This is a genomic window from Alistipes sp. An116 (assembly GCF_002161005.1).
In the GTDB taxonomy this organism is placed as follows: Bacteria; Bacteroidota; Bacteroidia; order Bacteroidales; family Rikenellaceae; genus Alistipes; species Alistipes megaguti.
The window spans coordinates 60396-87113 of sequence record NZ_NFLR01000009.1; the positions used below are offsets into that span (position 1 = coordinate 60396).

Below are 26718 nucleotides of genomic sequence, written 5' to 3' on the forward strand. Positions count from 1 at the left end.
CAGGAGCGGATGGAGTGTCCGGTTGGAGGCCCGGAAGGCCGGGAGGAAGAGCAGGAGCGGATGGAATGTCCGGTTGGAGGCCCCGGAGGCCGGGAGGAAGAGCAGGAGCGGATGGAGTGTCCGGTTGGAACGTTTGACCCCGGGTGACCGAACACCGGACGGACGAACCGGATGCCCTGATCAAAATCTTGCCCCGGACACTCTCTGAATGGCGACGGACCGAAGTCGGACTGACACAATCAAACAAAGACGAAATAAAAAACGCACGGTTTTATCCGTGCGTTTTTTATTTGTATGGACCAGGGGCCGGCTTCGGCTTCGGGTCAACTCGTCCCCATCCGCCCCTTCGGGAAGTTTCTATTTGGCTTCGGCCGGGAGATTCTGGGCCGAATCGACCGCTTCGGAGATGCTGTCTACCTGGATGAGATTCTCCTCCGAGACGCCCAGCGTACGGTAGTAGTTGTTCAGTTCGGACACGATGCCGCGGCGTCCGGCATAGCTGGCCAGGTAGTAGACGTCGCCCAGCTGGTCCAGCTTTTCGTCGATCAGTCCCGAAACCATGTCGCCCTGAGCCCCCTCGAAACGCAGATAGTACTCGATATACTCGATCAGCGTCTGGGCATATTCCCGCAGCAGGGCATCCCCTTTCTCGGCTGCCTCCTCGTCTCCCATGGCCGAGGCGGCATAGTAGGCCTCGAGGAAGGGGTAGGTGTTGGAGTCCGTGAAGCGGATTTGCGACGTGGGCAGCTTCTCCAGACCCAGGTCCAGCAGCTCGACGGCCTCCTGGACCTTTCCTTCGCGCAGCAGTTCCTTGGCCACACGGGCAAAGGCGTCGCGGGCATGCGAGGCCGCGAGGTTGTACTGGATGAAGTAATCGACGTAAACCCGTGGATCGTTGAGGTTTCCGTAGCGGAACGTATTCCGGAGCAGCGGTGCGGTGTAGTCCGTGTCGATGCGCCCGATCTCGTAGGGGTTCTCCACCGGCGTGCGGATCGGCACGAAACGGTAGGCGTAGCCGTCAAACTGCAGATAATCCATCAGTCCGAGGTCCTGCATGATGTAGACCTGCGTGAGGTAGACGGGGCGTTTCCAGTCGAAGTTCGCGAGCATGTCGAGGATCATCAACTGGCTCTTGTCCACCGAATTGCCCCGCAGGTTGATGTAGACCGTATCGACCATCTTGTCGCGATCCTTTTCGGCCACGATCCCCGAAGCGATGGCATTCTCCTTGTTGACGGGCAGCGCAATGCGCTTGGCGGGGATGTAGTCGGCCCACGTGCCGTCGCTGTACTGCACCTGGCTGCGCGGATCGTCGCTGCGCACGAAGTCGATCACCTCGCGCAGCTCCGGAACGCGGTCCAGCTTCTCCAGCACCGGCACCAGATCGTTCGTGTAGGTATACTTGTGTTTGGGCAGCGAGAAGGGGACGCCGGCCGCTTCGTTGGCGCGGGTCTTCATCTCGTCGATGTACCATTCGCCGCCGAGGTACGACGTGTTGACGATCCGCACGTCGGGCCGTACGCCGTAGACCTCCTGGTTGTTCCACAGCGGGAAGGTGTCGTTGTCGCCGTAGTTGAGGATGATCGAGTTGGGGAGTGTCGACTGGAGGTAGTTCCAGCCGATATCGCGGGCCATCGTACGGTGCGAGCGGTCGTGGTCGTCCCAGTTCTGGGCCGCGAGGATTCCCGGCACGCTCAGCGAAAGGACGATGGCGGCAGCCGCCGTGGCAAGGTTGCGGCGTTTGGCGATCCGTTCGATCAGCTCGCGCAGCGCCAGCACCCCGCACCCGATCCAGATCGAGAAGGCGTAGAACGAACCTGCATAGACGTAGTCGCGTTCACGCGGTTCGCCGGGCGAGGTGTTGAAGTAGACGACCAGCGCTACACCCATCATGATGAAGAGCCACATGACGATCGAGAAGTTGCGCGGATCGCGGTTCAACTGGTAGATCAGTCCGATCAGACCCAGCAGGAAGGGGAGGAAATAGTAGGTGTTGCGCCCCTTGTTCTCGGCCACTTCGCGCGGCAGGTTGTCCTGCGGCCCGACGTACATGCGGTCGATCCACTGGATGCCCGAGAGCCAGTTTCCGTCGGTGATCGTCGTGCGCAAGGGCTGGATGTCGCTCTGGCGGCCGACGAAATTCCACAGGAAGTAGCGCCAGTACATGTACGAGAGCTGGTAGTTGAAGAAGAAGTAGAGGTTCTCGCCGAAGGTCGGCTCGACGATGCTGCGCGTATCGCCGTAGGAGTCCGTGTAGACGTGCTTGCGGCCGTAGTCGAGCACCTCGCCGCGCACGGGGCGCCCCGAGGCGTCGCGCCGGATCTCGCCGTTTTCATCGCGCAGCGTCTCGGTCTTGGTGCGGTAGGCGGCCCACTGCTTGTACTCCTTTTCGCCCTTCGAGGCGTTCCACATGCGCGGGAAGAGGGTCATGAACTCCGGCGCGTGGGTATAGCCCGTCAGGATGGAGGCCTTCTTGTATTTGCCGTCCTCGTCCAGATAGCGGACCTCCTTGGTGGTAACGTTCTCGGGAGGCGCCGAGTATTGGGCGCCGTACAACAGCGGACGGTTGCCGTACTGTTCGCGGTTGAGCACCGAGAGCAGCGCATGGGGGTTGTTCGGGTTGTTGGAGTTCATCGGCGGGTTGACCGAGGCCCGGATGACCACCGAGGCGTAGGACGAGAAGCCGATGAGGATCATCGTCGTCGAGAGCAGGAAGAGGTTGAGCAGCGGCCGCTGGCGGCGGTAGCTCTGCCACGTGGCCCAGCCCATCAGGGCCAGCAGTCCCAGCATGCTCAGGGCGAAGCCCGTGTTGACGGGCAGTCCCAGCGTGTTGACGAAGAGCGTGTCGAACTGGGCGCCGATCCAGATCGTGCAGGGGATGATGATGTAGTTGACGAAGATGATCAGGGCTCCGGCCAGCAGTGTGGTGCCGACGACGCCCTTCCAGGTGATGTGCTCCGTTTTGCGGAAGTAGTAGATGAAGACCAGCGCGGGGATGCACAGCAGGTTGAGGATGTGCACGCCGATCGAGAGTCCCATCAGGTAGGCGATCAGCACGATCCAGCGCGAGGCGTGGGGTTCGTCGGCCTGCTCCTCCCACTTGAGCATGAGCCAGACGACCAGCGCCGTGAACATCGACGAGAGGGCGTAGACCTCACCCTCGATGGCCGAGAACCAGAAGGTGTCGGTGAAGGTGTAGGCCAGGGCTCCGACGGCGCCGGCACCGAGGATGGCCACGATGGTCGGGCGGGTCAGTTCGGCACCGTTGCGCGTAGCCATGCGGCGGGCCAGGTGGGTGATCGTCCAGAAGAGGAAGAGGATGCAGAAGGCGCTGGCCAGCGAGTTCATCGCATTGACGGCCATGCCCACGTAATCGGGATTGCCGAAGGCGAAGAGGGTGGCCAGCCGGGCCAGCATCATGAAGAGCGGGGCGCCGGGCGGGTGTCCCACTTCGAGTTTGTAGGAGGTGGCGATGAACTCCGAGCAGTCCCAGAGACTCGACACGGGTTCCATGGTCATCAGGTAGACGATCGCCGCAATGGCGAAGACGCCCCATCCGACGAGGTTGTTCCAGCGTTTGAAGAGATGCATATCGTTCACAAATTCCTAAAGGCGGTGGTTATTTGCCGAATGTTCGCAAAAGTAGTGATTTAACGCGGTTTTTCCAATCGTTCGTATGCGAAATGCGATTTTCTTCCCGAACCTCGGGGCGCGGGGTGCGGTCCGTGCGCGGCGAGCCCTTCGGTGAGGTCTTGGCTCTGCCATGGCTCCGGTCGTTGTTCCGGTCGTTGCGCGGGCGGGTGTTGCGTGACGGTGACGGTTCCGGACGGGGCTCCGTCGACGCGCTGCGGGAGGTCGGAGCCGCCGGGCGTTTGCCGGCATGGCCGCTGTTCGGCTTCGGTTGCGCCGCGTTGCGGGAGCTGCTCTTCGTCGGGGCCGATTTCGGCTGCGCCATGTCGCGGGCTGCCTCCTTCACCGGGGCCGGTTGGCCGGCGGAGACCTCGGGGGCTTGTTCCGGCTTCCGGGAGAAGTGGCCGGAAGGTGCGGAGGTGGCGGCGTCCGGGGTTGCGGCAGCCCCGCGGCGACGGTGGCGGCGTCGGCGTTTCGGGACGGTGCCGGCACGTTCTCCGGCGTTCGGGGTCGTTTCCCGGACGGTAGAAGCCGTTGCTTCGGCAGATCGGACCGTCGCTTTGCTGTCCGGGATTGTCTCCTGGGCGGGTGCTGCCACCTTCCCGGCGGCTGTCGGCGCGGTGGCCCGGGGCGACTTTCGGGTCGGAGCGGGTTGTCCGGAGGGTTGGGTCTTTTCCCCTTCCGAAGTCGCCGGAGCGGCGGATGAAGCAGCGGAAGTCTGTGCGGCAGGAGTGTTTCGCTTCGGAGCCGTCGGCTTGGCGCTGCGGCTCTTCCTGTCGGCCCGGGCCTGACGCCGCGCGGCCTCCTCCAGTGCCTCGGCGGCATAGGCCGGGGTCTCCCCCTCGATGGGGAGAATCAGCCCCGTGAGCTTCTGGATCCCGAGCAGGTACTCCAGTTCGGCTTCGGAGCAGAACGACCACGCCGAGCCTTCCCGTCCGGCACGCCCCGTACGGCCGATGCGGTGGACGTAGGTCTCGGCCACCTCCGGCAGGTCATAGTTGACGACGAGCGGCAGCTGGTCGATGTCGATGCCGCGGGCGGCGATATCCGTGGCGATCAGCACGCGGCATGCCCCCGACTTGAAGTCGTTCATCGCCCGTACGCGGGCGTTCTGCGACTTGTTGCCGTGGATGGCCGCCGCGTCGATCCCCGCCCGGTTGAGGATCCTGGCCAGCCGGTCGGCGCCGTGTTTGGTGCGGGTGAAGACCAGCACCTGCCGTGCATCCGATTCGCGCAGCAGGCGGATCAGCAGCTCGCTCTTCTCGCTCTTCTCGGCGAAGTAGACCCGCTGTGCGATGGTCTCGACCACCGAAGCCGGCGGCGTGACGGTCACCAGCACCGGGTCGTGCAGGATCCGGGCGGCCAGTGCGGCGATCTCCTCCGGCATGGTGGCCGAGAAGAAGAGCGTTTGCCGCTTGGCGGGCAGCAGCGGCAGGATGCGTCGGATGTCGTGGATGAAGCCCATGTCGAGCATGCGGTCGGCCTCGTCGAGGATGAAGAAGCGGATGGCGTCGAGCGTGATGTAGCCCTGGCCGATCAGGTCGAGCAGGCGCCCCGGCGTGGCCACGAGCAGGTCGACGCCCCGTTCGAGCGCCTCGACCTGCGGCCGCTGGTTGACGCCGCCGAAGATGACGCAGTGGCGGATCGGCGTGTAGCGGGCGTAGTCGCGGCAGCACTCGTCGATCTGGATGGCCAGTTCGCGCGTGGGGGTGAGCACCAGCGCCCGGATCGGACGCCGTCCCCGTACGGGCGGCTCCTGGGCCAGCAGTTGCAGAATGGGCAGCGTGAAGGCTGCGGTCTTGCCCGTGCCGGTCTGGGCGCAACCCTGCAGGTCGCGGCCCTCGAGGGCGGGCGGTATGGCTTGTTCCTGAATGGGGGTGGGGGTTTCGTAACCCTTTTCCGAGACGGCGCGCAGCAGCGGCGCCGAGAGTCCTAAATCCTGAAATTTCATAATAATCGGGGTAAAGGTACGATAAATTTTCGGGATAACGCATAAAATTCGTATCTTTACCCGTTCAAAACGTCGTTAAACCGAATTATTATGGAATCCAAACTCGTACTTTACAATACGCTCTCCCGTCGCAAGGAGGAGTTCGAACCCCTGGTCGAGGGCCGTGTCGGCATGTATGTCTGCGGCCCGACGGTCTACGGCGATCCCCATCTGGGCCATGCCCGTCCGGCGGTGACCTTCGACCTGCTCTTCCGCTACCTCAAGGCGCTGGGCTACAAGGTCCGCTACGTGCGCAACATCACCGACGTCGGCCACCTCGAGCACGATGCCGACGAGGGTGAGGACAAGATCGCCAAGAAGGCACGCCTCGAGCAGTTGGAGCCCATGGAGGTGGCCCATTACTACACGGAGCGTTACCACCGGGCGATGGATGCCCTCAATGTCGAGTCGCCCTCGATCGAACCCTGCGCCTCGGGCCACATCATCGAGCAGATCGAGTTCGTCAAGCGTATCCTCGAGGCCGGCTTCGCCTACGAATCGAACGGTTCGATCTATTTCGACGTCGAGAAATACAACCGCAAATACCACTACGGATGCCTCTCGGGCCGCAACCTCGAGGACATCGTCACCAATACGCGCGAGCTGGACGGCCAGTCGGACAAGCACCACTCCTACGACTTCGCCCTCTGGAAGAAGGCCTCGCCCGAACACATCATGCGCTGGCCCTCGCCCTGGAGCGACGGTTTCCCCGGCTGGCACATGGAGTGCTCGGCCATGTCGACGCGCTATCTGGGCGAGCGTTTCGACATCCACGGCGGCGGCATGGACCTGATGTTCCCCCACCACGAGTGTGAGATCGCGCAGTCGACCGCCGCCCTGGGCCACGATTCGGCCCGCTACTGGGTGCACAACAACATGATTACGATCAACGGCCAGAAGATGGGCAAGTCGCTCGGCAACTTCATTACGCTCGAGGAGCTCTTCACGGGCTCGCACCGCCTGCTGGCCCAGGCCTACTCGCCGATGACGATCCGCTTCTTCGTGCTGCAGGCCCACTACCGCTCGACGCTCGACTTCTCGAACGAGGCGCTGCAGGCCGCCGAAAAGGGGCTCGACCGTCTGATGAAGGGAATCGAGACGCTGGGCAAGATCCGGCCCTCGGCCGTGTCGACCGTCTCGCCCGACGAACTCGAGGAGCGCTGCCGCACGGCCATGGACGACGATCTGAACTCGCCGATGGTTATCTCGGCCCTCTTCGACTGGGTGCGCACGATCAACCAGCTGGCCGACGGTACGCAGACCATTACGGCCGAGGATCTCGAGAAGCTGCGCCGGACGTTCCGCCTCTATGCCTTCGACATCCTGGGACTGCGTGACGAAAAGGCTGCCGGTACGGCTTCGGGCCGCGACTACGTGACGCCGCTCGTGGAGATGCTGCTCGATATCCGTCAGGGAGCCAAGTCCTCGAAGGACTGGGCGACGTCGGACCGCATCCGCGACGGACTCACCGCAGCCGGCATCCGCGTCAAGGACCGCAAGGACGGTTCGGACTGGGAGTTGGAGTAACTACGGATCCGGTCGTATGAAGCGTATCCTGCAGGAAAACGGCCGGCGGTCGGCGCTGCAGAGTGTTACGACCTGCTTTTCGACCTGCTGCAGCGTGAGGGGTGTTTGATCGTGAGTGCCGACCGGGCGTCGAGACTCGTTGTGGCGCGGCAGGTGCTGCCCGCCGAACCGGAGATCCTTGTGCCGATGGCCGGCGAGATCCGCCACCTGAGTTTTGTCGTGCAGTCGACGGGGCTCACCTCCGAAGTGCGGCTGACGGTCTACGTCACGCGGCAGTGGTATTCGGGCGATGCGTCGGCCTTCATGACGGAGGAGTTGGGGCTTTCGACCTCGCCGGAGATCTACGCCGGGTGGTTTGACCGCCTCGACCGTGCCGTGCCGCGATAATCGGGGGGGGAAGAGAGGCCGAGGCAAGCCCCGCACGGTCCGGGAGGCGGAGAGGACCCTGGCGCACCCGGCAGGACCGGAGAACCGGAGAGACGAAACCTGCGGCAATCCGAACAGACTCTCCATTGTGGCATCCGTTCCCGAACGGGCTGCCCGGGAGCTGTCCTTGAACCTCCTTGAATGGTTTGGAACGCGCCCTGCAGGAACCGAACGAATAACAAAAACAAGAAGCAAGCAATAACAGAAACTATGGCGGAACTTAAAGTGGCGGCTCTGGAACTCGGTACCGAGCGGATCCGGAAGCTGCTTGTACAGTATGCCGTACCGGCGATCATCGCCATGACGGCCTCCTCGCTCTATAACATGATCGACAGTATCTTCATCGGCCATGGTGTCGGTCCCCTGGCCATCTCGGGACTGGCGCTGACCTTCCCGTTGATGAACCTCGCCGCGGCCTTCGGATCGCTCGTCGGCGTGGGTGCCGCGACACTGGTCTCCATGCGCCTCGGGCAGCGCGACTACGAGACGGCCCAGCGCGTGTTGGGCAACGTCGTGATGCTCAACATCATCATCGGCATCGCCTTCAGTATTGTCGCCCTGCTCTTCCTTGATCCGATCCTCTACTTCTTCGGAGCCAGCGAGGCGACGATCGGCTACGCCCGCGAGTACATGGTCATCATCCTGCTCGGCAACGTTGTCACGCACATCTATCTGGGTCTGAACTCCATCCTGCGCGCCGCGGGGCACCCCCGCAAGTCGATGTACGCCACGATCAGCACGGTGGTCATCAATGCCATCCTCGACCCGATCTTCATCTTCTGGTTCGACTGGGGCATCCGCGGGGCAGCCATCGCCACGATTCTGGCCCAGATTATCTCGCTCGTCTGGCAGTTCCGGCTCCTGTCGGACCGGCAGGAGCTGCTCCACTTCCGACGCGGCATCTACCGCCTGCGCCGCAAGATCGTCCGCGACATCCTCTCGATCGGCATGTCGCCCTTCCTGATGAATCTGGCCGCCTGCTTCATCGTCATTCTCATCAACAAGGGGTTGAAGGAGTTCGGCGGCGACCTGATGATCGGCGCCTACGGCATCGTCAACCGTCTGGGATTCTTCTTCGTGATGATCGTCATGGGACTGAACCAGGGCATGCAGCCCATCGCCGGCTACAACTACGGCGCACGGCAGTTCGACCGCGTCATGCGGGTGCTGAAACTGACGATGATCGGCGCCACGTGCATCACGGTATGCGGATTCCTGATCGGCGAACTCTTTCCGCGGCTGGCCGTCAGCCTCTTTACGACGGACGAGGAGTTGATTCGCCTCTCGATCGAGGGCATGCGCATCACCTTCATCTGCTATCCGATCATCGGCTTCCAGATGGTGGCCACGAACTTCTTCATGAGCATCGGCATGGCCGGCAAGGCCATCTTCCTGTCGCTGTCGCGGCAGCTGCTGTTCCTCATGCCGTTCCTGATCTTCCTGCCGCACATCTTCGACCGATATACGCCGTGGGACGGCAGCTGGGGCGTCTGGGCCTCGATGCCGCTCTCGGATCTGCTGGCCTCGATCGTCGCCTTCTTCATGCTGACCTGGCAGCTGCGCCATTTCCGCAGACAGCCGGCTCCCGAACCCGAAAAACAGTGATCGTCTATGGATAAATTCGTCATCAATATCGGCCGCCAGCTGGGCAGCGGCGGCAAGGTCGTCGGCGAGATCATCGCCCGGCGTCTGGGTATCAAGCTCTACGACAAGGAGCTTATCAATCTCGCCGCCCGCGAGAGCGGGCTCTGTCCCGAGTGTTTCGAACGGGCCGACGAACGCGAAGCCAAGGGTACGTTCGCTGCGCTGATCGGCTACTTACGTGCTCCGTTCACGGGCTACGAGGGGGGCAACACGAACAATATCCTGGCCAACGAGTCGCTGTTCCGCATCCAGAGCGATGTGATTCGCGAGATTGCCTCACGCGAGTCGGCGATCTTCGTCGGACGGTGCGCCGACTACATTCTGCGCGACAATCCGCGCTGCGTCAACGTCTTCATTACGGCCGACGAGGCCGATCGCATAGCGCGCCTCCGCAAGCGGCACGACTGCTCGGAGGAGGAGGCCCGCGCCATGATGGAGCGCATCGACGCGCAGCGGGCTTCGTACTACAACTACTACAGCCTGCGAACCTGGGGACAGGCCGCCACCTATCATCTGTGTGTCAACTCCTCGAAGCTGGGCGAAGAGGAGACGGCCGATTTCATCCTGGACTTCGCGGGACGCAGGCTTCACGAGAAATTTTAGCAAACAAGCAGACTGCAACATATGGTATTATCCGATCAGATCAAGGAGCTCGAACAGCGGCGCGAGGCTTTGGAACGCTGCCTGGACATCGAGCAGAAGCGCATCGACCTGCGCAACGAGGAGGAGAAGACACAGGAGCCCGACTTCTGGGGTGACCCCGACCGGGCGCGCGAACAGTTGCGCAAGGTGGCCGGCATCAAGGCGTGGGTCGAGGATTACGACGCCATCCGCAAGGATGTCGAGGATCTCGAACTGATGCCCGACTTCGTCAAGGAGGGGGTCATGACCGAGGCCGAACTCGACGCCCATTACGCCTCGACGCTCGAGAAGATCGAAAAGCTCGAGATGCGTAACATGCTGCGCCGCGACGAGGACAAGTTGGGAGCCATCATGGATATCAACGCCGGAGCGGGCGGTACGGAGGCGCTGGACTGGGCCTCGATGCTCATGCGCATGTACACGCGTTGGGGCGAGGCTCACGGCTACAAGGTCAAGGTGCTCGATTATCAGGCCGGTGACGAGGTGGGCGTAAAGTCCTGCACGCTGGAGTTCGAGGGCGAATACGCCTACGGTTACCTCAAGAGCGAGAACGGCGTTCACCGCATGGTGCGTCTGTCGCCCTTCAATGCCAACAACAAGCGACAGACGACCTTCGCGTCGGTCTTCGTCTCGCCGGCCGTTGACGACACGATCGAGATCACGATCAACCCGGCCGACATCGAGTGGGATACGTTCCGTTCGTCGGGGGCCGGCGGCCAGAACGTCAACAAGGTCGAGACGGCCGTGCGGCTGCGCTACCACGGCAAGGACCCCGATACGGGCGAACCGGTCGAGTATCTGATCGAAAACATGGAGACACGTTCGCAGCTGATGAACCGCGAGAATGCGATGCGCATCCTGCGGTCGAAACTCTACCAGCGCGAACTGGACAAGCGCATGGCCACGCAGCAGGCGCTCGAAGCCTCGAAGAAGAAGATCGAGTGGGGTTCGCAGATCCGGTCGTATGTCTTCGACGACCGCCGCGTCAAGGACCACCGTACGGGTGTCCAGACTTCGAACGTCGAGGCGGTGATGGACGGCGATCTGGATGCCTTCATCAAGGCCTATCTCATGGAGTTCGGCGCCAATGCGTAGCGGATTCCTTCGCCGGACCGCGGGGTGCGTTGCCTTGCTGACCGGGCTCCTTGCGGCGGGGACCGCGGAGGCGGCGCGTCCGGTCGAAAACGCGGGCGTGCAGGTCGGCATGACCGATACGGCCGCCTACTTCCCCCGGCTGCGCGGCCGGCGGGTCGCCGTGCTGGCCAACCAGACCTCGGTGGCGCGGATGCCCGGAGCCGTCGGCGCCGAGGGACACCCGCTGACGGTGGATGCCGCCGGAAGGGTTCATCTGGTCGATCTGCTCCACGAGAGCGGTTTCGACGTCGAGGCCATCTTCTCACCCGAACACGGTTTCCGCGGGACGGCCGACGCCGGCGAAAAGGTCTCCGGTTCGGTGGATGCCCGTACGGGAATTCCGATCCGTTCGTTGTACGACGGGAGGACGCTGCGACCGTCGGATGAGGCGATGCGCTCGTTCGATGTGTTGGTGGTCGACATGCAGGATGTCGGACTGCGCTTCTACACCTATTATATTTCGATGCTGAGGATGATGGATGCCTGCGCCGCGTTCAACCGGGCGGTCATCGTCCTCGACCGTCCGAATCCCAACGGCGACAAGGTCGAGGGGCCGTTGCTCGACATGCGTTACAGGTCGGGGATCGGGACGCTGCCGATCCCCGTGCTGCACGGTCTGACGATGGGCGAGATCGCCCGCATGGCCGTGGGCGAGGGGTGGGCCTGCGCGTGCGATCTGACGGTAGTCCCCTGCCGCAACTACACCCACGCCACGGAGTATCGGCTGCCCGTGGCGCCGTCGCCCAACCTCCCGACGCAGCGTGCCGTCTACCTCTATGCGGCGTTGTGTCCCTTCGAGGGAACGGTCGTGAGCCTCGGACGCGGAACTTCGAAGCCGTTTGAAATCTATGGCCATCCCTCGATGAAGGGGCGTTCGTTCTCCTTCACGCCGCGTCCGACGCCTGGTGCCAAGCATCCTCCGCTTGAGGGGCAGTTGTGTCGGGGCGAGGATCTGAGCCGCATGCCGCTCGAAGAGGCCCGCAGTGTGGGCTTCTCACTGAAATATGTGATTGATGCCTGTGGGGATCTGGCGATGGGCGAGGATTTCTTTACGCCGATGTTCGAGAAGCTGATCGGCGTGGGGTGGGTGCGGGAGATGATCCTCGACGGTGCCTCGGACGAGGAGATTCGCGCCCGCTGGCTGCCCGAAGCTGAGGCCTTCCGCAAGTTGCGGGCAAAATATCTGCTTTACGAGTGATCGCGCCGGAGCCGACCTGCATGTTCGGTTTCGTCGTTCTTTGCCGGCCTCGTTCAGCCCGCTATCCTCAAAAAAGCCGCTCCGTTTTGGGGCGGCTTTTTCATGAAAAAGATCTTTGGAAGTTTGACGGGCTGCGCTCTCGTGAAAGATCCTTTGACCGTTGCGGCGTGAAGGGGCGAAACTACGCCGCAGCGGGTCAATCGGTCTCCGATTCCGGAATGCGGTCGGCCTCGGTGACGGGGCGCAGCACCCGGCAGGGGTTGCCTGCGGCCACGACCTGCGGCGGAATGTCGTGTGTCACGACGCTCCCGGCACCGATCACCGCCCCCTGGCCGATCGTCACACCGGGGAGCAGCGTCGCGTGGCCCCCGATCCAGACGTCGTCGTGAATGGTCACGGGGAGCGACTGCATGATCCCCTCGTTGCGCTGCTCCGCGAGCAGGGCGTGGCGCACGGTGTAGATCCCCACGTCGGGGCCGATGTAAACGTGGTTGCCGATCGTCACGGGTGCCTCGTCGAGGATCGTCAGGTTGAAGTTGCCCACGAAGTGGTCGCCCACGGAGATCTGCTCCCCGAAGTCGCAGTGAAACGGGCTGTGGAGCGTGATGTTGCGGCCGACGCGGCCGAAGAGCCGGCGGATGATCGCCTCGCGCTCCTCACGCCGCGAAGGCGGCAGTTGGTTGAGCCGGAAGCAGAGCTCTTCGGCCCGGAGCAGTGCCTCGCCGATGCGGGGTGTCACGGCGTGGAGCCACCGCCCCGCGCGCATCATTTCGAGATCGTTCATGCTATTGTTTTTCGGTGAAATGTTCGTAAATACGTTTTGAAATGGCCGCAATCACGGCAGCGTTCTTCGCATCGTCGGCCGGGGAGTCGGTGACCAACACCGTCACGCAGTAGTGGCGGCCGTCGGGCAGTACGACATAGCCGGCGTCGTTATCGGCGATGCGGAGACCCTCCGGCGTGCGGTCCGACAAGCCGGTCTTATGCCCGAGGACGGCCCCTTCGGGAAGCCCTGCACGGAGTTTGTCCGTGCCGGTAACTGCACCCTCCAGTAGCCGTTGCAGCAGGGCTTCGTGCTCCGGTGTTAGCAGACCGCCCTCGAGCAGGCGGGCAAAGAGTGCGCAGACGGCCGAAGGACGTGCGACGTTGATCCGCTGATTGGCAGGATCGAGGTGCATCGTGCGCTCCGTGGCGGCGATCCGGAATCCCTCGATCCCGGCCTTCTCGCACACGTAGTGCTCCACGGCATTGGGGCCTCCAACGTATTCCAACAGACGGTCGCAGGCGATATTGTCGCTCAGGGACGTGCTGTATCGCAACAATTCGCCGAGCGTAACCCGTCCGCCCGTCGCCGGCAGGGAGTCACGCAGCGGGCTGTAGGTGTCGGGATCGAGCCATTCGGGGCCTACCTCGACGGGCGTCGTGAGCGGAGTCCCCTCTGCGTCGGCCTTGTCCAGCACGGCCAGGGCCACCGGAAACTTGAAGACACTCAACAGCGGCAGCGGCACATCCTGCCGGGAGATGGTCTCCCCGTCGGGAGTACGGATGGCGATACCGATTCGGGCCTCGGGGAGCGATGCCGCGAGTTGTTCCAGATCCTGTTCGAGGGTGCGGGTTCGGGAGCCGCAGGCCGTCAGCAGCAGCCCTGCGCAAAAAAGAAGGAGTCGCATCATGGGGAGGGAGGCATAAAAAATACACCTCAGAAAGATTCCGAGGTGTATTTTTACGGTCATATCCGTTCGTTACTCCGAAACGATAGCCTCGCTCGGGCAAACGCCTGCGCACGTGCCGCAGTCGATGCACTTGTCGGGATCAATGACATAGATGTCGCCGGCCGAGATGGCCTCTACCGGGCATTCGCCGATGCAGGTCCCGCATGCTACGCAGGAATCAGTGATTTTGTAAGCCATTTTTTTGCGTGTTTGTGGTTAATGTGTATAGTGCAAATATAGAAACTTATTTGATAAAATCAAACTATTTGATCATATCGAAGCCCGTGTAGGGAACCAGTACCTCCGGGATGCGGATGCCTTCGGGAGTCTGGAAATCCTCGAGCATTGCGGCGACGATACGCGGCAGGGCCAGCGACGAGCCGTTGAGCGTGTGGGCCAGGTGGATCTTCTTCTCGGCATCGCGGTAGCGCAGTTTCAGACGGTTGGCCTGGAACGACTCGAAGTTCGAAACGGACGAAACCTCCAGCCACCGCTTCTGGGCCTCGGAGTAGACCTCGAAATCGTAGGTCAGCGCCGAGGTGAAGGACATGTCGCCGCCGCACAACCGTACGATGCGGTACGGAAGGCCCAGCGACTTGACCAGCGACTCGACATGGGCCACCATGCCGTCCAGCGCCTCATACGATACGTCGGGCAGCGACAGCTGGACGATCTCCACCTTGTCGAACTGGTGCAGACGGTTCAGACCGCGCACATCCTTGCCGTAGGAACCGGCCTCGCGGCGGAAGCAGGGGGTATAGGCCGTCATCTTGACGGGGAAGTCCTTCTCGTCGAGGATCACGTCGCGGTAGATGTTCGTCACGGGAACCTCGGCCGTCGGCACGAGGTAGTAGTTGTCGACCGTGGCGTGGTACATCTGACCCTCCTTGTCGGGTAGCTGGCCCGTGCCGAAGCCCGAGGCCTCGTTGACCATCACCGGAGGCTCGACCTCCAGATAGCCGGCGCGGGTGTTGCAGTCGAGGAAGTAGTTGATCAGCGCACGCTGCAGGCGGGCTCCCTTGCCCTTGTAGACGGGGAAACCGGCACCGGTGAGCTTGACGCCCAGATCGAAGTCGATGATGTCGTATTTCTTGGCCAGCTCCCAGTGGGGCAGCGGGTTTTCGGGCAGTTTGGTGTAGCTCTCGACGAGTTTCACGACCAGATTGTCAGCCGCCGTCTTGCCTTCGGGGACGATGTCGGCCGGGAAGTTGGGCAGCGTGACGAGCGTGGCCTGCAGCTCCTGCTGCACGTCGTTCGACTCGGCCTGCAGCCGGGCCGACTTCTCCTTGAGGTCCGTAACGAAGTGTTTGCGCTCCTCGGCCTCGTCGCGGCGGCCCTGGCCCATCAGGGCGCCGATCTCCTTGGCGGCCTTGTTCTGTATGGCCAGCGTATTGTCGAGTTCCAGCTGGATGGCCTTGCGGCGGTCGTCGAGCGAGAGGATCTTGTCGATGACGGGGGCGGCGTCGACGCCTTTCTTGGCGAGTTTGCGGACGGCGGCATCCCGGTCATCCCGGATTTGCTTGATCGTAAGCATGATATCGGATGTTTTTGTGTGTTTTCGCGTTACGCAGGGCAAAATTACAAAAAATGCGGAAAAGTGTATCTTTTTCCGCGGGAAAAACACCCCGGGGTTGTCCGTGCGGCGAAATTTCGTATTTTTGTGCAAAATTCCATCGCTTTGAGAACTGTCGAACTGCTGGCTCCGGCCCGCGATTACGCGTCGGCCGTCGTGGCCGTCGATGCCGGGGCCGATGCCGTCTATATCGGAGGCGCCCGCTTCGGGGCCCGGCAGGCCGCCGGTAACTCCGCCCGCGAGATCGCCCGCGTGGTCGAATATGCCCACCGGTACGGCGTGCGGGTCCATGCCACGCTCAATACGCTGCTGTGGGACGACGAACTCCCGGAGGCCGAACGTACGGCCCGCGAACTCGTCGATGCCGGGGTCGATGCCCTCATCGTGCAGGACATGGCCCTGCGGCGCATGGATCTGCCCGTCGAGCTGCATGCCTCGACCCAGGTTTCGAACCGTACGCCCGAAGGGGCCCGCTTTCTGGCCGAGGCGGGCTTCGCACGCGTGATTCTCGAGAGGGCCCTCTCGCTGGAGGAGATCCGCGCCATCTGTGCCGCCACGCCGGCCGAGGTGGAGGTCTTCGTCCACGGCGCCATCTGTGTCGGTTACAGCGGCCGCTGTTTCCTCTCGCGGGCCATGTCGGACCGCAGCGGCAACCGCGGCGCCTGCAGCCAGCCCTGCCGCCTCCCGTGGGACCTCGTCGACGGTCGCGGCCGACGGATCATCACCGGCAAGCATCTGCTCTCGGTGCGCGACCTGAACCTCTCGCACCGTTTGGGCGAACTGGTCGACGCCGGCGTCACGTCGTTCAAGATCGAGGGGCGGCTGAAGGATGCCGGGTATATCCGCAACGTGGTGGCCTGGTACCGCCGGGCGTTGGATGAGGTGCTGGCCGCACGGCCTGCGCTGCGGCGCGCCTCGGTGGGGGAGAGTGTGCCCGATTTCGAACCCGACCCGGCAAAGAGCTTCACGCGCGGCGAATCCGAATATTTCTTCGACGGCAAGCGGGCCGGTGTGGCCTCGTTCGATACGCCGAAGGCCGTCGGCGAGCGTATCGGGCGTGTAGCGCAGGTCTCGGGCGGAAGCTTCCGGATCGATGGCGATGCCGATCTGGCTCCGGGTGACGGCATCTGCCTCATTTCGCCGCGTGGCGTCGTCGGGACGAACATCAACGCCGTCGAGGGGCGCCGCATCACCCCCAACCGCATCGAAGGGATTACGCCCGGGGCGGAGCTCTACCGCAACTACGACCGGCGTTTCTCGCTGGCTCTGGAGCGCAGCCGCATGCGGCGGGTCATTCCGACGCGGGCCCTGGTCGAAGCCTCGGCCCAAGGGGTGATCGTCACCTGTACCGATTGCGAGGGGCTGGAGGCGTCAGCCCGGCGTGATGTGCCGCTTGAGCGGGCCAAGAACCCCGAGGCCAATGCCGCGACGCTGCGCGCACAGGCGATGAAGTCGGGCGACACGATCTTCGCCGTGCGCGAGGTGGAGGTGCGGGGCGGCGAGTGGTTCGTCCCCGCGTCGCTGGCTGCCGAGCTGCGGCGCGAAGCGTTGGCCGGGTTGTTGCGGCAGCGCGAGGAGCGGCCGCTCGAACACCGCATCCTCCCCGAAAACCGGGCGGCGCGTTACCCGTCGGAGCGACTCGACGCCGACGAAAACGTAACGAATCATCTGGCTGAGGCCTTCTACCGCGACCACGGGGTGTGCGAGATCGAACGGCCGCTGGAACTGGCTCCGTCGCTCGAGGGGTGCACCGTCATGCGCTCGGCCTACTGCATCCGCCGCGAGATCGGCGAGTGCCTGCGCGAAGGGTCGCGCCTGCGCGGGGATCTCTATCTGGAGCACGGTGCGGACCGTTTCCGGCTCGGGTTCGATTGCAAGGCGTGCGAAATGACGCTGGTGGAGTGCCCGCGGCGCCGGATGGACAAGGAGAAAAAACATTAGCGATATGCAGCAGCAACTGACCCCCGATTTTGCGGATTACGAACTCATTGATACGGGCGATTTCGAAAAGCTCGAACGTTTCGGCCGTTTCGTCACGCGGCGTCCCGAACCGCAGGCCATCTGGCGGCGTTCGCTCCCCGAGGCGGAGTGGCGGCGCTTGGCCGATGCCTCGTTCCGGCGCGACCTGCGCAACGATGAACGCGGCGAGTGGCAGCTCGACCCGAAGATGCCCGACCGCTGGACGATCGCTTATGCCTACCGCGGAATGAAACTCCGCATGCGGCTGGCCCTTACGTCGTTCAAGCATGTCGGGATCTTCCCCGAGCAGGCCGCCAATTGGATTTTCATCTACGAGAACGTGCTGCGTCTGTGCGGTGCGGAGGAGGCCGCCGGACACGCCGCCGCCGGACATGTCGCTGCGGAATCGGCCGTCCGGAATGCGTCGGTCGCCGAGACCCTTCCGGCTGCCGCGCCCCGTGTGCTGAACCTCTTTGCCTACACGGGCGGTGCGACGCTTGCCGCCCGGGCCGCCGGAGCCGAGGTGACGCACGTCGATTCGGTGCGGTCCGTCGTGACGTGGGCCCGCGAGAACATGGAGCTGAGCGGTCTGGACGGTGTGCGTTGGATCGTCGAGGATGCGCTGAAGTTCGTGCGCCGCGAGGTGCGCCGCGGAAACCGTTACGCCGGCATCATTCTCGATCCGCCGGCCTATGGACGCGGTGCCAACGGCGAAAAGTGGGTCCTCGAGGAGAACATCGGCGAGATGCTCGACTGCTGTGCGCAGCTGCTCGAGCCGCGCGGGGCCTTCCTGGTGCTGAACCTCTACTCGATGGGACTGTCGTCGACGCTGGCCCGCACGGCCGTCAGACAGGCATTCGGCGCTCCCGAGGAGGAGCAATGGGGCGAATTGTGCTTCACGGACCGTGCCGGCAAGGAGCTCCCGTTGGGGACCTATTACCGCTTCAGACGCTGATCCGATTCTGAATCGCACGGCCCGTTGCCTGTTCCATCGCCTGCACGGCTGCTCCGGGTCGGAAAGCGAGGTGGCAAAGAGCGTGTGGCCGGTAAGAGAGGGGCAAAGAGGGAGGCCGGAAAGAGGGGTGGCCAACAGTGAGAGAACAGAGCGGGGCCGGCAGAGAGAGGTCCGACAGCGTAAGCATACAACAGGAGGAGAGAAAGAAAAAATAAGGGAGGGGGAGAAGAGATACAAGAGGGGGGGGATGGACAACCGTAGAAAGGAAGAGAAGAGGAGAGGAGAAGAGAAGAAGAGAGAAGAGAGAAGAGAGAATGCAGCAGGTGGGTTTCCGCCTGTTGATCAATGATTTGATGAAAACAAAAATTCGGAAGATATGAGTATTCTTGCTGTCATTTTCGGTCTTTTGAGCGGTTCGCTGCTCTCGGTGCTGGTGGGCATCATCGGCAGCCGGCGCCGCATCGGTTTCGGCTGGGCCTTTCTGTTGAGTCTGATCTTCACGCCGCTCGTGGGGCTGATCATCGCGTTGCTGACCGACCCGCTGCCCGATTGCGAACGGCGCTGGGGCTGCATCGGAACCGCCGTTGCACTGCTCGGAATCCTCTGTTTGATTGTCTTTCTGATGTTGCTGCTTACGGGCGGAGCCATGGCCCTCGCCTTGTGAGAAAACATGCGGAGCATGTTTTGACGGTGTTGCGGGCTGTGCGGATGACCGATGCCGCCTGTTTCACGCGATGGTTCATGTGCGAGGTCGGCCTCTGCCTCTCGGTGTCCCCGCAGCCGGGGCCCGAATAGCCCACGTCGGTTCCCGGATCGGATCCGGCTGGACTGCGTTACGCGCCTGCAGGATTGGAAAACCTTATGTTCATAAGATAAAAGTGGATAAACGTAAATTGAATCTCTGGACCGATCGGGTCTTGTTCCCCGCGCTGGTCGGATTGTGCGGGTCCGGTATCGGACTCCACGTCTACGGCCATTGGGCCTGGTGCCGTTCGCTGGCTACGGCGGGTTGCAAGGGGCTGCGCCGGTGGATGGTGGTGCTGCTTGCAGTGGTCTTTCTGGCGGTGGCCGTAACGGGAATTGTCAAGTGGCTGTTCGGCGCCCACATCGGATTTTACCACTATGTGGGTGGTCTCGCGCTCGGGGTGCTGGCGTTGCTGCGCATCATCAGACGATGGCGGCCGCTGTTCGGCCGCGGTCGGAACTCCGCAACCGGAAAGGGACGCTGACATCCGGCGTGTCGGCAACCGTGTCTGTGCGGGTGCAGGGGTTTTCGCCTCCGCACCCGCTCTGTTTTTTCACCCTCCCCTGGCCGGGGCTAAAGGCCGAAGACGTAGTAGATCAGGATACCGGCCGCGGCCGAGAGGATGATCAGCAGGATGGGGTTCACCTTGCGCCACGATCCGACGAAGACGCCTCCGAAGAGCACCCAGCTCCAGGCGTCGATGAAGTTCTGCTCGTCGGGCTCCGAACTGTGGGGGAAGATCAGCAGCAGGGCTGCGGCCGCGATCATGCCGATCACCACGGGGCGCATCCCCCGCATGGCCCCTTCAACCAGCCGGTTGTTCTTGAGCTTCAGGAAGAACCGTGCCACGAGGATCATCAGCGTCAGCGACGGCAGACAGACGGCCAGCGTGGCGATGGCCGAGCCCAGGATGCCGCACCAGACATGGCCCGTCTCCAGTCCCACGGTGTAACCCACGTAGGTGGCCGAGTTGATGGCGATCGGGCCGGGGGTGATCTGCGAGATGGCCACGATGTCGGCGAACTGCGCGTTGGTGAGCCACTGGTGCTGCACGACCACCTCGTTCTGGATGAGCGAGAGCATGGCGTAGCCGCCGCCGAATCCGAAGAATCCGATCTTGAGGTACGAGACGAAGAGTTGCCAGAGAAGGATCATTCCGCAGTGAGTGAGGGAAGTGTGACATCCGTGATTACCAGCTGTCCATTGCGCAGCAGGGCGCGGACCGGAATGACGACGCAACGGTTTTCGTATGTCGCCAGATAGGCGATGGCATACCATTCACCCTCGACGTGTTCGACCCGGATCGTCGGCAGCGACCGCTTGTTGAAGTCCTGGGCCCGCAGCAGCGGATCTCCGTCCGTTTCGGCGACAGCCTTTTCCACCTTCCGGCGGGTGGCCTTGTCCAGGGGCAGGGCGGGCTTCTCCGGATGCTCGTTGCAGCTGGCCGCGATCCAGCCGGCGTATACCCGGTAAAAGCGTTCCAGCGCCTGCCGGACCTCCTCCGTGGAGGAGCCGGTGCCGGTCATGAGCTTTTTTGTAGAGGCGGCAGCGGTGGTCCGGGCCGTCGAGGACCCTGCCGTCAGCAGCGCAAGGAGCAGAAGCCCCAGAGACAGACTGTATTTCATGTTTTTTGTCGGATTCATGCTTCGGGATTCTTTTTGTGTCGGGCGATCTTCGGGGCGACGGCCAGCTCCCAGGCGATGCCGCCGGCCGCACCGGCCACCAGTACCCAGATTGGGGACCACCCGAGACCCCAGACGGCCAGCGCCGCAGCCGCGATGATGAAGAACATCGACCAGTGCATGCCGCGGGCCAGCGAAATCACCGGGCCGATGATCAGCGCCACGACCGCCGGACGCATCCCCTTGAAGGCGGCGTCGACAACGGGGTTGTGGCGGATGTTGGCGAAGAAGAGGGCGATGAGGAGGAGGATGACGAACGACGGGAGAATGGTGCCCAACAGGGCTGCCGCCGCACCGCGCAGTCCGCGCATCTTGTATCCGACGAAGACCGACGTGTTGAGCGAGATGGGCCCCGGAACCGACTGGGCCAGCGTCAGCAGGTCGAGAAACTCCCCGCGTTCGACCCAGTGCCGCTTGTCGATCACCTCGCGTTCGATCAGCGGGATCATGGCGTAGCCCCCGCCGAAGGTGAAGAGCCCGATCTTGAAGAACGAGACGAATATCGTGTGCAGACGTTCCATAGGCATTTCTCAGAGGCGATTTTTGCGGCCCAGCAGCGTCAGCAGACCGTCGATGTAGGTCATCGGATGGGTCGGCGCCCCCGGGAGCCAGAGGTCCGGCGTGTGCGAATCCAGAAAACTGCGGTCCAGGGCGCGGCTCTCGGCGAAGAGTCCGCCGGAGCAGGCCTCCGTGCCGCACATCACGAGGATTTTCGGCTCGGCCACGGCGTCGTAGCAGATCTCCAGCGCCTCGGCCATCTGGGCCGTCAGCGGGCCCGAGACCACCACGCCGTCTGCATGGCGCGGCGAGGCCGTGAAGCCGATGCCGTAGCGCCCTAGATCGAAGTTGACGTTGCCCGTGGCGTTGAGCTCCATCTCGACCGAGCCGTCGCCGCCGGCCGAGACTTCGCGCAGCTGCAGCGCCTGGCGGAAGCAGCGCCTGATCTCGGGCCGCACGTGTTTCGGGTCGAACTCCACGCGCGAGTCGCCGGCGTGCAGCACCAGACCCTCGCGCGTGGGCGAACCGATGCGGTAGTCGTTCGTGAAGCGTACGTTGCGCGGCGCCACGCGCGCACACTCCCCGCAGAAGAGGCAGCGTCCCAGGTCGAGCTCCAGCGGGTCGGCCCGGAAGGCCCCCGTCGGGCAGAGGGCTTCGGCGCGTTCGGCCTCGGTGGTATCCTCGGTGAAGGTCAGTTCGGGGCTTCCGCGGAACTCTTCGGTCAGTTCGACAGCATCGAGGTCCTCGATGGCCTGCTGCCCGTGGCTGCGCAGCACCCGTATTTTCGGTAGAATCATGGTCGCAAATGTTAGGCCCTTAATCGTCCGCAAAAATACGCAATTCCCGCGAACCTGCAAGCACTTTGCCCCGGAATCGACACACCGCGGGCCGGAGTTCCGTCGGTGGATCTCCGGCCCGCGGGTCGAAAAGGGAAATGAAGTGATGGGGCCTCTTGAGTTGGGCCGGATGGAGCGTTTCGGTGGTGCGGAGGGTTCCGTAGAGGGTAGTAGTATGGAGGAAAAGAGCGCTCCGCCGGCGGTTCGGAGCGGCCGTCTCTTGTGGGTCACTCGCCCGGATCGGTGAATGCTGGGGCCGGAAGCCAGTCGGAGGTGTATTCCGGAGCGGACGATCTGGCGAAGATGTTCGCCACGACATACTCCGCACCTTCCGCATCGGAGAGCTGGCGTCCGCCGCAGGCGCGCCGGGCGAGGCGGTCGGCCGCGGCTCCCGGACCCGTACAGCCGTATTCGGCGAAAAGAGGTTGGGCAAGCGTCGGATCCGGTTGGTCCGACATCGTGGTCCACCCTTCGGCCTTCAGTGCCGCAGGCTCCTCGCAGCGGATGAAGACTGCGCGCGGCCTCGCCGTTTTCGTCGAATACCAACCCCGGCCCAGATGGAAGCAGGAGAATTTCGAGCCGTCGAAGTCCACCTCGTCCGACGGCGGGAAGCTGATCGTGCAGTCTATGCAAACGATGCCGTACCGGTGGTCGGCCGGGGTCGAGGGGGCCGTCACGACGCTGTTGTTGCGGTTCATGTGCAGCGTGCAGTGGTCGACTACGATCGTCGACGAGCCGAAGATGAAGTCGACGTTGCCCTCGACGTAGCAGTCGCGCAGGTAGACACGTCCCGTACCGCGGCCGAAGAGCGTATCCTGATACCCCGTGACGCGGCACTCGTAGAGCGTCACGCGGTCGCCCTCGACGCGCAGCGCCACGGCCTGCGTATCCTTGTTGACGGCGGCGTTGGCCTGGCTGTTGACGTAGGTGTTGGCGATGGTCACCCCGCAGGCCGTGAAGTCGTCGGCCTCGATCAGCAGCGTCTGGCTTCGCCACGTGCCGAGCGTGCCGTTGCCCGTCTCGGTGGGGTGACCCGCATAGTCGTCGTAGGTGATGATGCACTTTTCGGCATCGTCGCCGATGAGTGTCACGCGGGGATGGTCGGCCGTCAGCGTCACCTTTTCGCAGTAGGTGCCCGGGCGCAGGCGTACGATGTGCGGCTCGCCGTCGACGGGCAGGGCATCGAAGGCCTCCTGCAGCGTCGTGTAGTCGCCCGAGCCGTCGGCTGCGACGACGAGGGTATGGATCGGTTTTTCGGTGGGGCCGTCCGACGAACCGTTGCCCGGTGCGGCGTTGTTGTTGTCCGAGCTGCAGGTGGGTGCGAAGGCCGTCACAAGCAGCGTCGTGCCGAGTGTGAACAGCGAATGGAGAGCGTTCCGTTTCATGAATCGTGGTTTTTGTTTCAGGTTTCCGACGGCAAAGTTCGTCTTTTCTTCGCCCGCAGGCGGGGATTTTTCTGCGGAAAACCGGGATTTTTTGTCGATTCTTTCCGGAACAGGGCTCGCCCGACGCTTCTCTGCCGGCTGCGGGAAGCCCCTGCCCGAGGCAGGGCAGGGGCTTCCCGCAGCCGGCGTTTTCCCGGGTACGTCACACGGCGTAGGGCGCGTGTTGCGCGGACTGGCCGGGAGGCGGATGCGGCGTCAGAGGTCGTGGCCGCAGTAGGAGAGGTTGAAGCTCTTGTTGCAGATCGGGAAGTCGGAGATCCCCTCGCCGCGCACGGCCAGCGCCAGCGCCAGCCAGTTGTGCAGACTCGGATCCTTGATGCGGCACGCCTCGATATGACCCTCGGCGTCGGTCACCACCACGTGGCACGTCTCGCCGCGCCATCCCTCGACCAAGCCGAACGAGAGCGACTGCGGGGTCAGCTGCGTCGTATAGTCGGGTGCCTCGCAGGGGTTCTCCAGCGCGCCGTATTTCTGTTCGTAGATCTCCAGCAGCTGGTCGATGTAGCGGGCCGACTGCGCAACCTCGCGGCAGCGCACCTCGAGCCGGGCCATCACGTCGCCCGATGTCTCGATGACGGGTTCGTGGTGGAGGCATTTGCCGTAGGAGCCCCACGGATGCGTGGTGCGGATGTCGCGGGCCAGTCCGCTGGCCCGGGCCGCCTGTCCGACGCCGCCGATGCGGCGCATCTCCTCGCGCGGAACCATACCGCACTGCTCGAAACGCGCCAGCAGCGTGGGCGACGACTCCAGGTCGCGGCGTACCTCCTCGTAGCGGCGGGCAATCTCGGCGACGTTCCGGCGGATCATGGCCGATTTGGCCGGCGTGAGCGGATGGTCGGTGCCGTGGGGCCGGATCAACCCCTTGCCGAAGCGGTTGCCGCACCACGCCTGCGTGGTGTTGATCGTCATCGTGCGCAGCGCCTCGCAGGCCACCTGTCCCAGCTGGTAGCCCGCATCCATCGACAGCGCTCCCGTATCGGCGATCTGCATGGCCATGCGCTCCAGTTCGAGCGCTACGGCCCGTTCGCGGTCGAGCTGCGTGGGGCGTTCGCGGTCGGTGAGCTTCTCGACGGCCTCGGCAAAGGCCGTGGCGTGGGCCACGGCGCTGTCGCCCGCAACGGCCTCGGCCAGACACATCTGCCGCAGCCGGTTGTCGGTCGACGAGAAGGCCGCCTCGACTCCCCGGTGCTGGTAACCCAGCGCAATCTCGAGGTGGAGCACCTCTTCGCCGTTGCAGATGAAGCGGAAGGCCCCCGGCTCGATGATCCCGGCGTGGATCGGACCCACGTTGACCTCGTGCAGCGAGTGGCCGGCCATCGTATAGAAGGGGTAGTTGTCGATCGAACTCTGGCGGTTGTAGCGGTCGAAGGGGTAGCGCAGCGGCTTGGGCCACGGCTGGCCGTCGAAGCGGATGCCGTAACGCTCGGTGATGTCCCGCTCGAAAGGGTGCATCTGCGGGTGCAGGGCCGTGAGTGACGGAAGGGCCGTATCGTCGTAGTAGCCCGTGGCGTGGGAGGTGATCAGCACGCGGCTCTCGGCGTCGTCGAGCACCAGGCAGTAGAAGCGCATCCGGTCGTCGGAGGGCAGGGCGAAGTAGTGCGCCACGTGGTAGCGTTCGTCCGAGAGCCACGTGCGCAGCAGTTCGTAGAACGAGGCATAGGAGATCTCGGGAATCTCCTCCAGGCGCACGGCGCCCGCGGTATTGTTGGTTACGAGATAGTTCATAAGGCAGTGATTTGGCCGATCAGTTCACGCAGAAAATCCGGTTGCCAGAGCCCCAGCACCATGGCCGCCGCCAGCAGCGTGAGGGCCGACCACGACAGCGCCCGGTCGACCTTCGAGGGGTGGAGTTCGTCCTGGTTGGGCTGGTAGCAGAGGCGGAGCATCCGCGAGCAGAACGAGTAGATGACGATGCACAACAGCAGCAGAAGCCCTGCCACGAGCCACCAGCGGCCTCCGACGATCGCCTCGCGCAGGATCATCAGCTCCGAGAGGAAGAGCGGCGAGGGCGGGAAGGCCACCAGGATGACCATCCCCGCAAGCAGCCCCATGGCCCCCACGCGGTTGATGTGGATATAGTCGCCGATGCGGTTGATGCGGTATCCGTTGTAGACCTGCCGCACGACGGCCATCTGCAGGAAGAGGCTGCTCTTGATGAAGGTGTGGCAGACGACGTGGAAGACTGCCGCCCAGACACCCGCACCGCCGACGCCCAGTCCGATGGCGGCCAGACCCATGTTCTCTACGGTCGAGTAGGAGAGGAAGCGCTTGTAGTTGTTCGTGCGGCGCAGGAACAGCGCGCCGATGAGGAGCGACAGCACGCCGACGATCAGCAGCACCGAACGGGCCCACGTGAAAACCTCGGTCGCGGCTACCACGCGGTAGACGCGGAAGATGGCCAGGAAGCCGGCGTTGACCAGTCCCGTGGAGATCAGCGCCGAGGCCGGCGACGGCGCCGCGAAGTTGGCGTCGATGCCCACCGTGTACAGCGGGAAGAGCTCCATCTTGCAGCTGTAGCCGCAGACGATCAAGAGGAAGGCGATCTTCAGGTAGAGGGCGTTGCCGTGGGGCGCCGCGGCGGCTACCTCGGCATAGTCGAGCGACTCGCAGTCGGTGGCGGCCGCCAGCAGCAGGATGCCCAGGTAGGCCATGGCGATGCCCGTCGAGCAGACGAAGACGTATTTCCATGCCGCCTCGAGCGTCTGGGCCGTGCGGCGGTGGTAGATGATTCCGGCCGAGCAGAGCGTCGTGGCTTCGAGGAAGATCCACGTTACGGCCAGGTTCGAGGCGAAGTACGAACCGGCGATGGCCGTCGTCAGCAGCATCACCAGCCCCGAGTAGGCACGGGTCTGGACGAGGTCGTTGTCGCGCAGGTAGGCCTCCGAATGGAAGTAGGCGAAGGCCGAGACGATGCACAGCAGTACGTAGAAGAGCGTCCCCGGGGCGTCGAAGCGGAACCACGAGGCCGACGTCGTGTCGTAGAGCCCTCCGAAGAGAATGGCGCAGGCAAAGGCCGCCTGCACGGCGTAGAAGAGCACGCCCGTGAGGAAGAGCTGCCGCTCGCGGCGCACCAGAAAGGCCGCCGCCGCGATCAGAATACTTGCGATCAGATAGACTATCAT

Annotated in this window: 24 protein-coding genes; 11 read left to right on the forward strand and 13 right to left on the reverse strand. The window is 63.5% G+C overall.

The features are described from left to right. Positions 1-357: 357 nt before the first annotated feature. Positions 358-3591 (reverse strand): glycosyltransferase family 117 protein, encoded by a 3234-nt coding sequence (locus tag B5E60_RS07790; protein WP_087310950.1) that lies wholly within the window; start codon positions 3589-3591, stop codon positions 358-360. 28 nt (positions 3592-3619) lie between these two features. After that, on the reverse strand, positions 3620-5581 hold the full coding sequence (locus B5E60_RS14380; protein ID WP_087310951.1) for a DEAD/DEAH box helicase: 1962 nt from the start codon (positions 5579-5581) through the stop codon (positions 3620-3622). 90 nt (positions 5582-5671) lie between these two features. On the opposite strand from B5E60_RS14380, the gene cysS reads away from it, so the two are divergent. The 6 genes from cysS (at position 5672) to B5E60_RS07825 (ending at position 12191) form a co-directional block, all read left to right on the forward strand. Continuing rightward, the gene (cysS, locus tag B5E60_RS07800) at positions 5672-7147 is read left to right on the forward strand and encodes a cysteine--tRNA ligase (protein ID WP_087310952.1); all 1476 of its coding nucleotides are present in this window, start codon (positions 5672-5674) and stop codon (positions 7145-7147) included. A gap of 105 nt (positions 7148-7252) precedes the next feature. Next, positions 7253-7534 carry a hypothetical protein gene (locus B5E60_RS07805; RefSeq protein ID WP_087310953.1) on the forward strand — a complete coding sequence of 94 codons (282 nt, stop codon included), beginning with the start codon at positions 7253-7255 and terminating at the stop codon, positions 7532-7534. A 249-nt stretch (positions 7535-7783) separates the two neighbouring features. After that, positions 7784-9178: an MATE family efflux transporter gene (locus B5E60_RS07810; protein WP_087310954.1), complete on the forward strand. Its 1395-nt coding sequence runs from the start codon at positions 7784-7786 to the stop codon at positions 9176-9178. A 6-nt stretch (positions 9179-9184) separates the two neighbouring features. Then, the gene (locus tag B5E60_RS07815) at positions 9185-9820 is read left to right on the forward strand and encodes a cytidylate kinase-like family protein (RefSeq protein ID WP_087310955.1); all 636 of its coding nucleotides are present in this window, start codon (positions 9185-9187) and stop codon (positions 9818-9820) included. A gap of 21 nt (positions 9821-9841) precedes the next feature. Then, positions 9842-10954: a peptide chain release factor 2 gene (prfB, locus tag B5E60_RS07820; protein ID WP_087310956.1), complete on the forward strand. Its 1113-nt coding sequence runs from the start codon at positions 9842-9844 to the stop codon at positions 10952-10954. A 109-nt stretch (positions 10955-11063) separates the two neighbouring features. Further along, positions 11064-12191 (forward strand): exo-beta-N-acetylmuramidase NamZ family protein, encoded by a 1128-nt coding sequence (locus B5E60_RS07825; protein WP_239403277.1) that lies wholly within the window; start codon positions 11064-11066, stop codon positions 12189-12191. A 196-nt stretch (positions 12192-12387) separates the two neighbouring features. Here the strand turns inward: B5E60_RS07825 and B5E60_RS07830 are convergent, their stop codons facing one another. The 4 genes from B5E60_RS07830 to serS form a co-directional block, all read right to left on the reverse strand. Next, entirely contained in the window at positions 12388-12975 is a 588-nt protein-coding gene (locus B5E60_RS07830; RefSeq protein WP_087310958.1) for a sugar O-acetyltransferase, read from the reverse strand. Position 12976: 1 nt separating this feature from the next. Next, positions 12977-13864, reverse strand: coding sequence for a class A beta-lactamase (bla, locus tag B5E60_RS07835; RefSeq protein ID WP_162611609.1), 888 nt, complete (start codon positions 13862-13864; stop codon positions 12977-12979). Between the two features lie 69 nt (positions 13865-13933). Then, the gene (locus tag B5E60_RS07840) at positions 13934-14101 is read right to left on the reverse strand and encodes a DUF362 domain-containing protein (protein ID WP_087260820.1); all 168 of its coding nucleotides are present in this window, start codon (positions 14099-14101) and stop codon (positions 13934-13936) included. Between the two features lie 64 nt (positions 14102-14165). Continuing rightward, entirely contained in the window at positions 14166-15437 is a 1272-nt protein-coding gene (gene serS, locus B5E60_RS07845; protein WP_087310960.1) for a serine--tRNA ligase, read from the reverse strand. Between the two features lie 144 nt (positions 15438-15581). On the opposite strand from serS, the gene B5E60_RS07850 reads away from it, so the two are divergent. The 5 genes from B5E60_RS07850 (at position 15582) to B5E60_RS07865 (ending at position 19619) form a co-directional block, all read left to right on the forward strand. Then, positions 15582-17417 (forward strand): peptidase U32 family protein, encoded by a 1836-nt coding sequence (locus B5E60_RS07850; RefSeq protein WP_087310961.1) that lies wholly within the window; start codon positions 15582-15584, stop codon positions 17415-17417. A 4-nt stretch (positions 17418-17421) separates the two neighbouring features. Continuing rightward, complete coding sequence (locus tag B5E60_RS07855; RefSeq protein ID WP_087310962.1) at positions 17422-18390, forward strand: class I SAM-dependent methyltransferase; 969 nt, start codon at positions 17422-17424, stop codon at positions 18388-18390. 70 nt (positions 18391-18460) lie between these two features. Continuing rightward, positions 18461-18739, forward strand: a complete 279-nt coding sequence (locus B5E60_RS13760) for a hypothetical protein (RefSeq protein ID WP_143260696.1) — start codon at positions 18461-18463, stop codon at positions 18737-18739. Between the two features lie 27 nt (positions 18740-18766). Beyond that, positions 18767-19054 carry a hypothetical protein gene (locus tag B5E60_RS07860; protein WP_087310963.1) on the forward strand — a complete coding sequence of 96 codons (288 nt, stop codon included), beginning with the start codon at positions 18767-18769 and terminating at the stop codon, positions 19052-19054. 214 nt (positions 19055-19268) lie between these two features. After that, positions 19269-19619 (forward strand): hypothetical protein, encoded by a 351-nt coding sequence (locus B5E60_RS07865; RefSeq protein ID WP_143260697.1) that lies wholly within the window; start codon positions 19269-19271, stop codon positions 19617-19619. 89 nt (positions 19620-19708) lie between these two features. Here B5E60_RS07865 and B5E60_RS07870 read toward each other — a convergent pair whose 3' ends face one another. The 7 genes from B5E60_RS07870 to B5E60_RS07905 form a co-directional block, all read right to left on the reverse strand. Beyond that, entirely contained in the window at positions 19709-20287 is a 579-nt protein-coding gene (locus B5E60_RS07870) for a chromate transporter (protein WP_087311021.1), read from the reverse strand. Further along, positions 20287-20778, reverse strand: coding sequence for a hypothetical protein (locus tag B5E60_RS07875; protein ID WP_204246454.1), 492 nt, complete (start codon positions 20776-20778; stop codon positions 20287-20289). Before B5E60_RS07875 ends, B5E60_RS07870 begins: the two co-directional genes overlap by 1 nt. Beyond that, positions 20775-21338 carry a chromate transporter gene (locus B5E60_RS07880; RefSeq protein WP_087310966.1) on the reverse strand — a complete coding sequence of 188 codons (564 nt, stop codon included), beginning with the start codon at positions 21336-21338 and terminating at the stop codon, positions 20775-20777. The genes B5E60_RS07875 and B5E60_RS07880 overlap by 4 nt, the downstream gene beginning before the upstream one ends. Before the next feature lie 9 nt (positions 21339-21347). Further along, positions 21348-22112 carry an NADH-quinone oxidoreductase subunit B family protein gene (locus tag B5E60_RS07885; protein ID WP_087310967.1) on the reverse strand — a complete coding sequence of 255 codons (765 nt, stop codon included), beginning with the start codon at positions 22110-22112 and terminating at the stop codon, positions 21348-21350. 266 nt (positions 22113-22378) lie between these two features. Continuing rightward, positions 22379-23536: a pectinesterase family protein gene (locus B5E60_RS07895; RefSeq protein ID WP_087310969.1), complete on the reverse strand. Its 1158-nt coding sequence runs from the start codon at positions 23534-23536 to the stop codon at positions 22379-22381. Positions 23537-23791: 255 nt separating this feature from the next. Beyond that, complete coding sequence (locus tag B5E60_RS07900) at positions 23792-25321, reverse strand: hydrogenase large subunit (RefSeq protein ID WP_087310970.1); 1530 nt, start codon at positions 25319-25321, stop codon at positions 23792-23794. Next, on the reverse strand, positions 25318-26718 hold the full coding sequence (locus B5E60_RS07905; protein WP_087310971.1) for a complex I subunit 5 family protein: 1401 nt from the start codon (positions 26716-26718) through the stop codon (positions 25318-25320). Before B5E60_RS07905 ends, B5E60_RS07900 begins: the two co-directional genes overlap by 4 nt.

Coding starts and splice junctions, on each gene's coding strand:
- B5E60_RS07905 (WP_087310971.1), bottom strand. CDS start 26,718: ATGATAGTCTATCTGATCGCAAGTATTCTGATCGCGGCGGCGGCCTTT.
- B5E60_RS07840 (WP_087260820.1), bottom strand. CDS start 14,101: ATGGCTTACAAAATCACTGATTCCTGCGTAGCATGCGGGACCTGCATC.
- prfB (WP_087310956.1), top strand. CDS start 9,842: ATGGTATTATCCGATCAGATCAAGGAGCTCGAACAGCGGCGCGAGGCT.
- B5E60_RS07815 (WP_087310955.1), top strand. CDS start 9,185: ATGGATAAATTCGTCATCAATATCGGCCGCCAGCTGGGCAGCGGCGGC.
- bla (WP_162611609.1), bottom strand. CDS start 13,864: ATGATGCGACTCCTTCTTTTTTGCGCAGGGCTGCTGCTGACGGCCTGC.
- B5E60_RS07880 (WP_087310966.1), bottom strand. CDS start 21,338: ATGGAACGTCTGCACACGATATTCGTCTCGTTCTTCAAGATCGGGCTC.
- B5E60_RS07825 (WP_239403277.1), top strand. CDS start 11,064: ATGACCGATACGGCCGCCTACTTCCCCCGGCTGCGCGGCCGGCGGGTC.
- B5E60_RS14380 (WP_087310951.1), bottom strand. CDS start 5,581: ATGAAATTTCAGGATTTAGGACTCTCGGCGCCGCTGCTGCGCGCCGTC.
- B5E60_RS07855 (WP_087310962.1), top strand. CDS start 17,422: ATGCAGCAGCAACTGACCCCCGATTTTGCGGATTACGAACTCATTGAT.
- cysS (WP_087310952.1), top strand. CDS start 5,672: ATGGAATCCAAACTCGTACTTTACAATACGCTCTCCCGTCGCAAGGAG.
- serS (WP_087310960.1), bottom strand. CDS start 15,437: ATGCTTACGATCAAGCAAATCCGGGATGACCGGGATGCCGCCGTCCGC.
- B5E60_RS07900 (WP_087310970.1), bottom strand. CDS start 25,321: ATGAACTATCTCGTAACCAACAATACCGCGGGCGCCGTGCGCCTGGAG.
- B5E60_RS07885 (WP_087310967.1), bottom strand. CDS start 22,112: ATGATTCTACCGAAAATACGGGTGCTGCGCAGCCACGGGCAGCAGGCC.
- B5E60_RS07895 (WP_087310969.1), bottom strand. CDS start 23,536: ATGAAACGGAACGCTCTCCATTCGCTGTTCACACTCGGCACGACGCTG.
- B5E60_RS07830 (WP_087310958.1), bottom strand. CDS start 12,975: ATGAACGATCTCGAAATGATGCGCGCGGGGCGGTGGCTCCACGCCGTG.
- B5E60_RS07875 (WP_204246454.1), bottom strand. CDS start 20,778: ATGAATCCGACAAAAAACATGAAATACAGTCTGTCTCTGGGGCTTCTG.
- B5E60_RS07790 (WP_087310950.1), bottom strand. CDS start 3,591: ATGCATCTCTTCAAACGCTGGAACAACCTCGTCGGATGGGGCGTCTTC.
- B5E60_RS07860 (WP_087310963.1), top strand. CDS start 18,767: ATGAGTATTCTTGCTGTCATTTTCGGTCTTTTGAGCGGTTCGCTGCTC.
- B5E60_RS07810 (WP_087310954.1), top strand. CDS start 7,784: ATGGCGGAACTTAAAGTGGCGGCTCTGGAACTCGGTACCGAGCGGATC.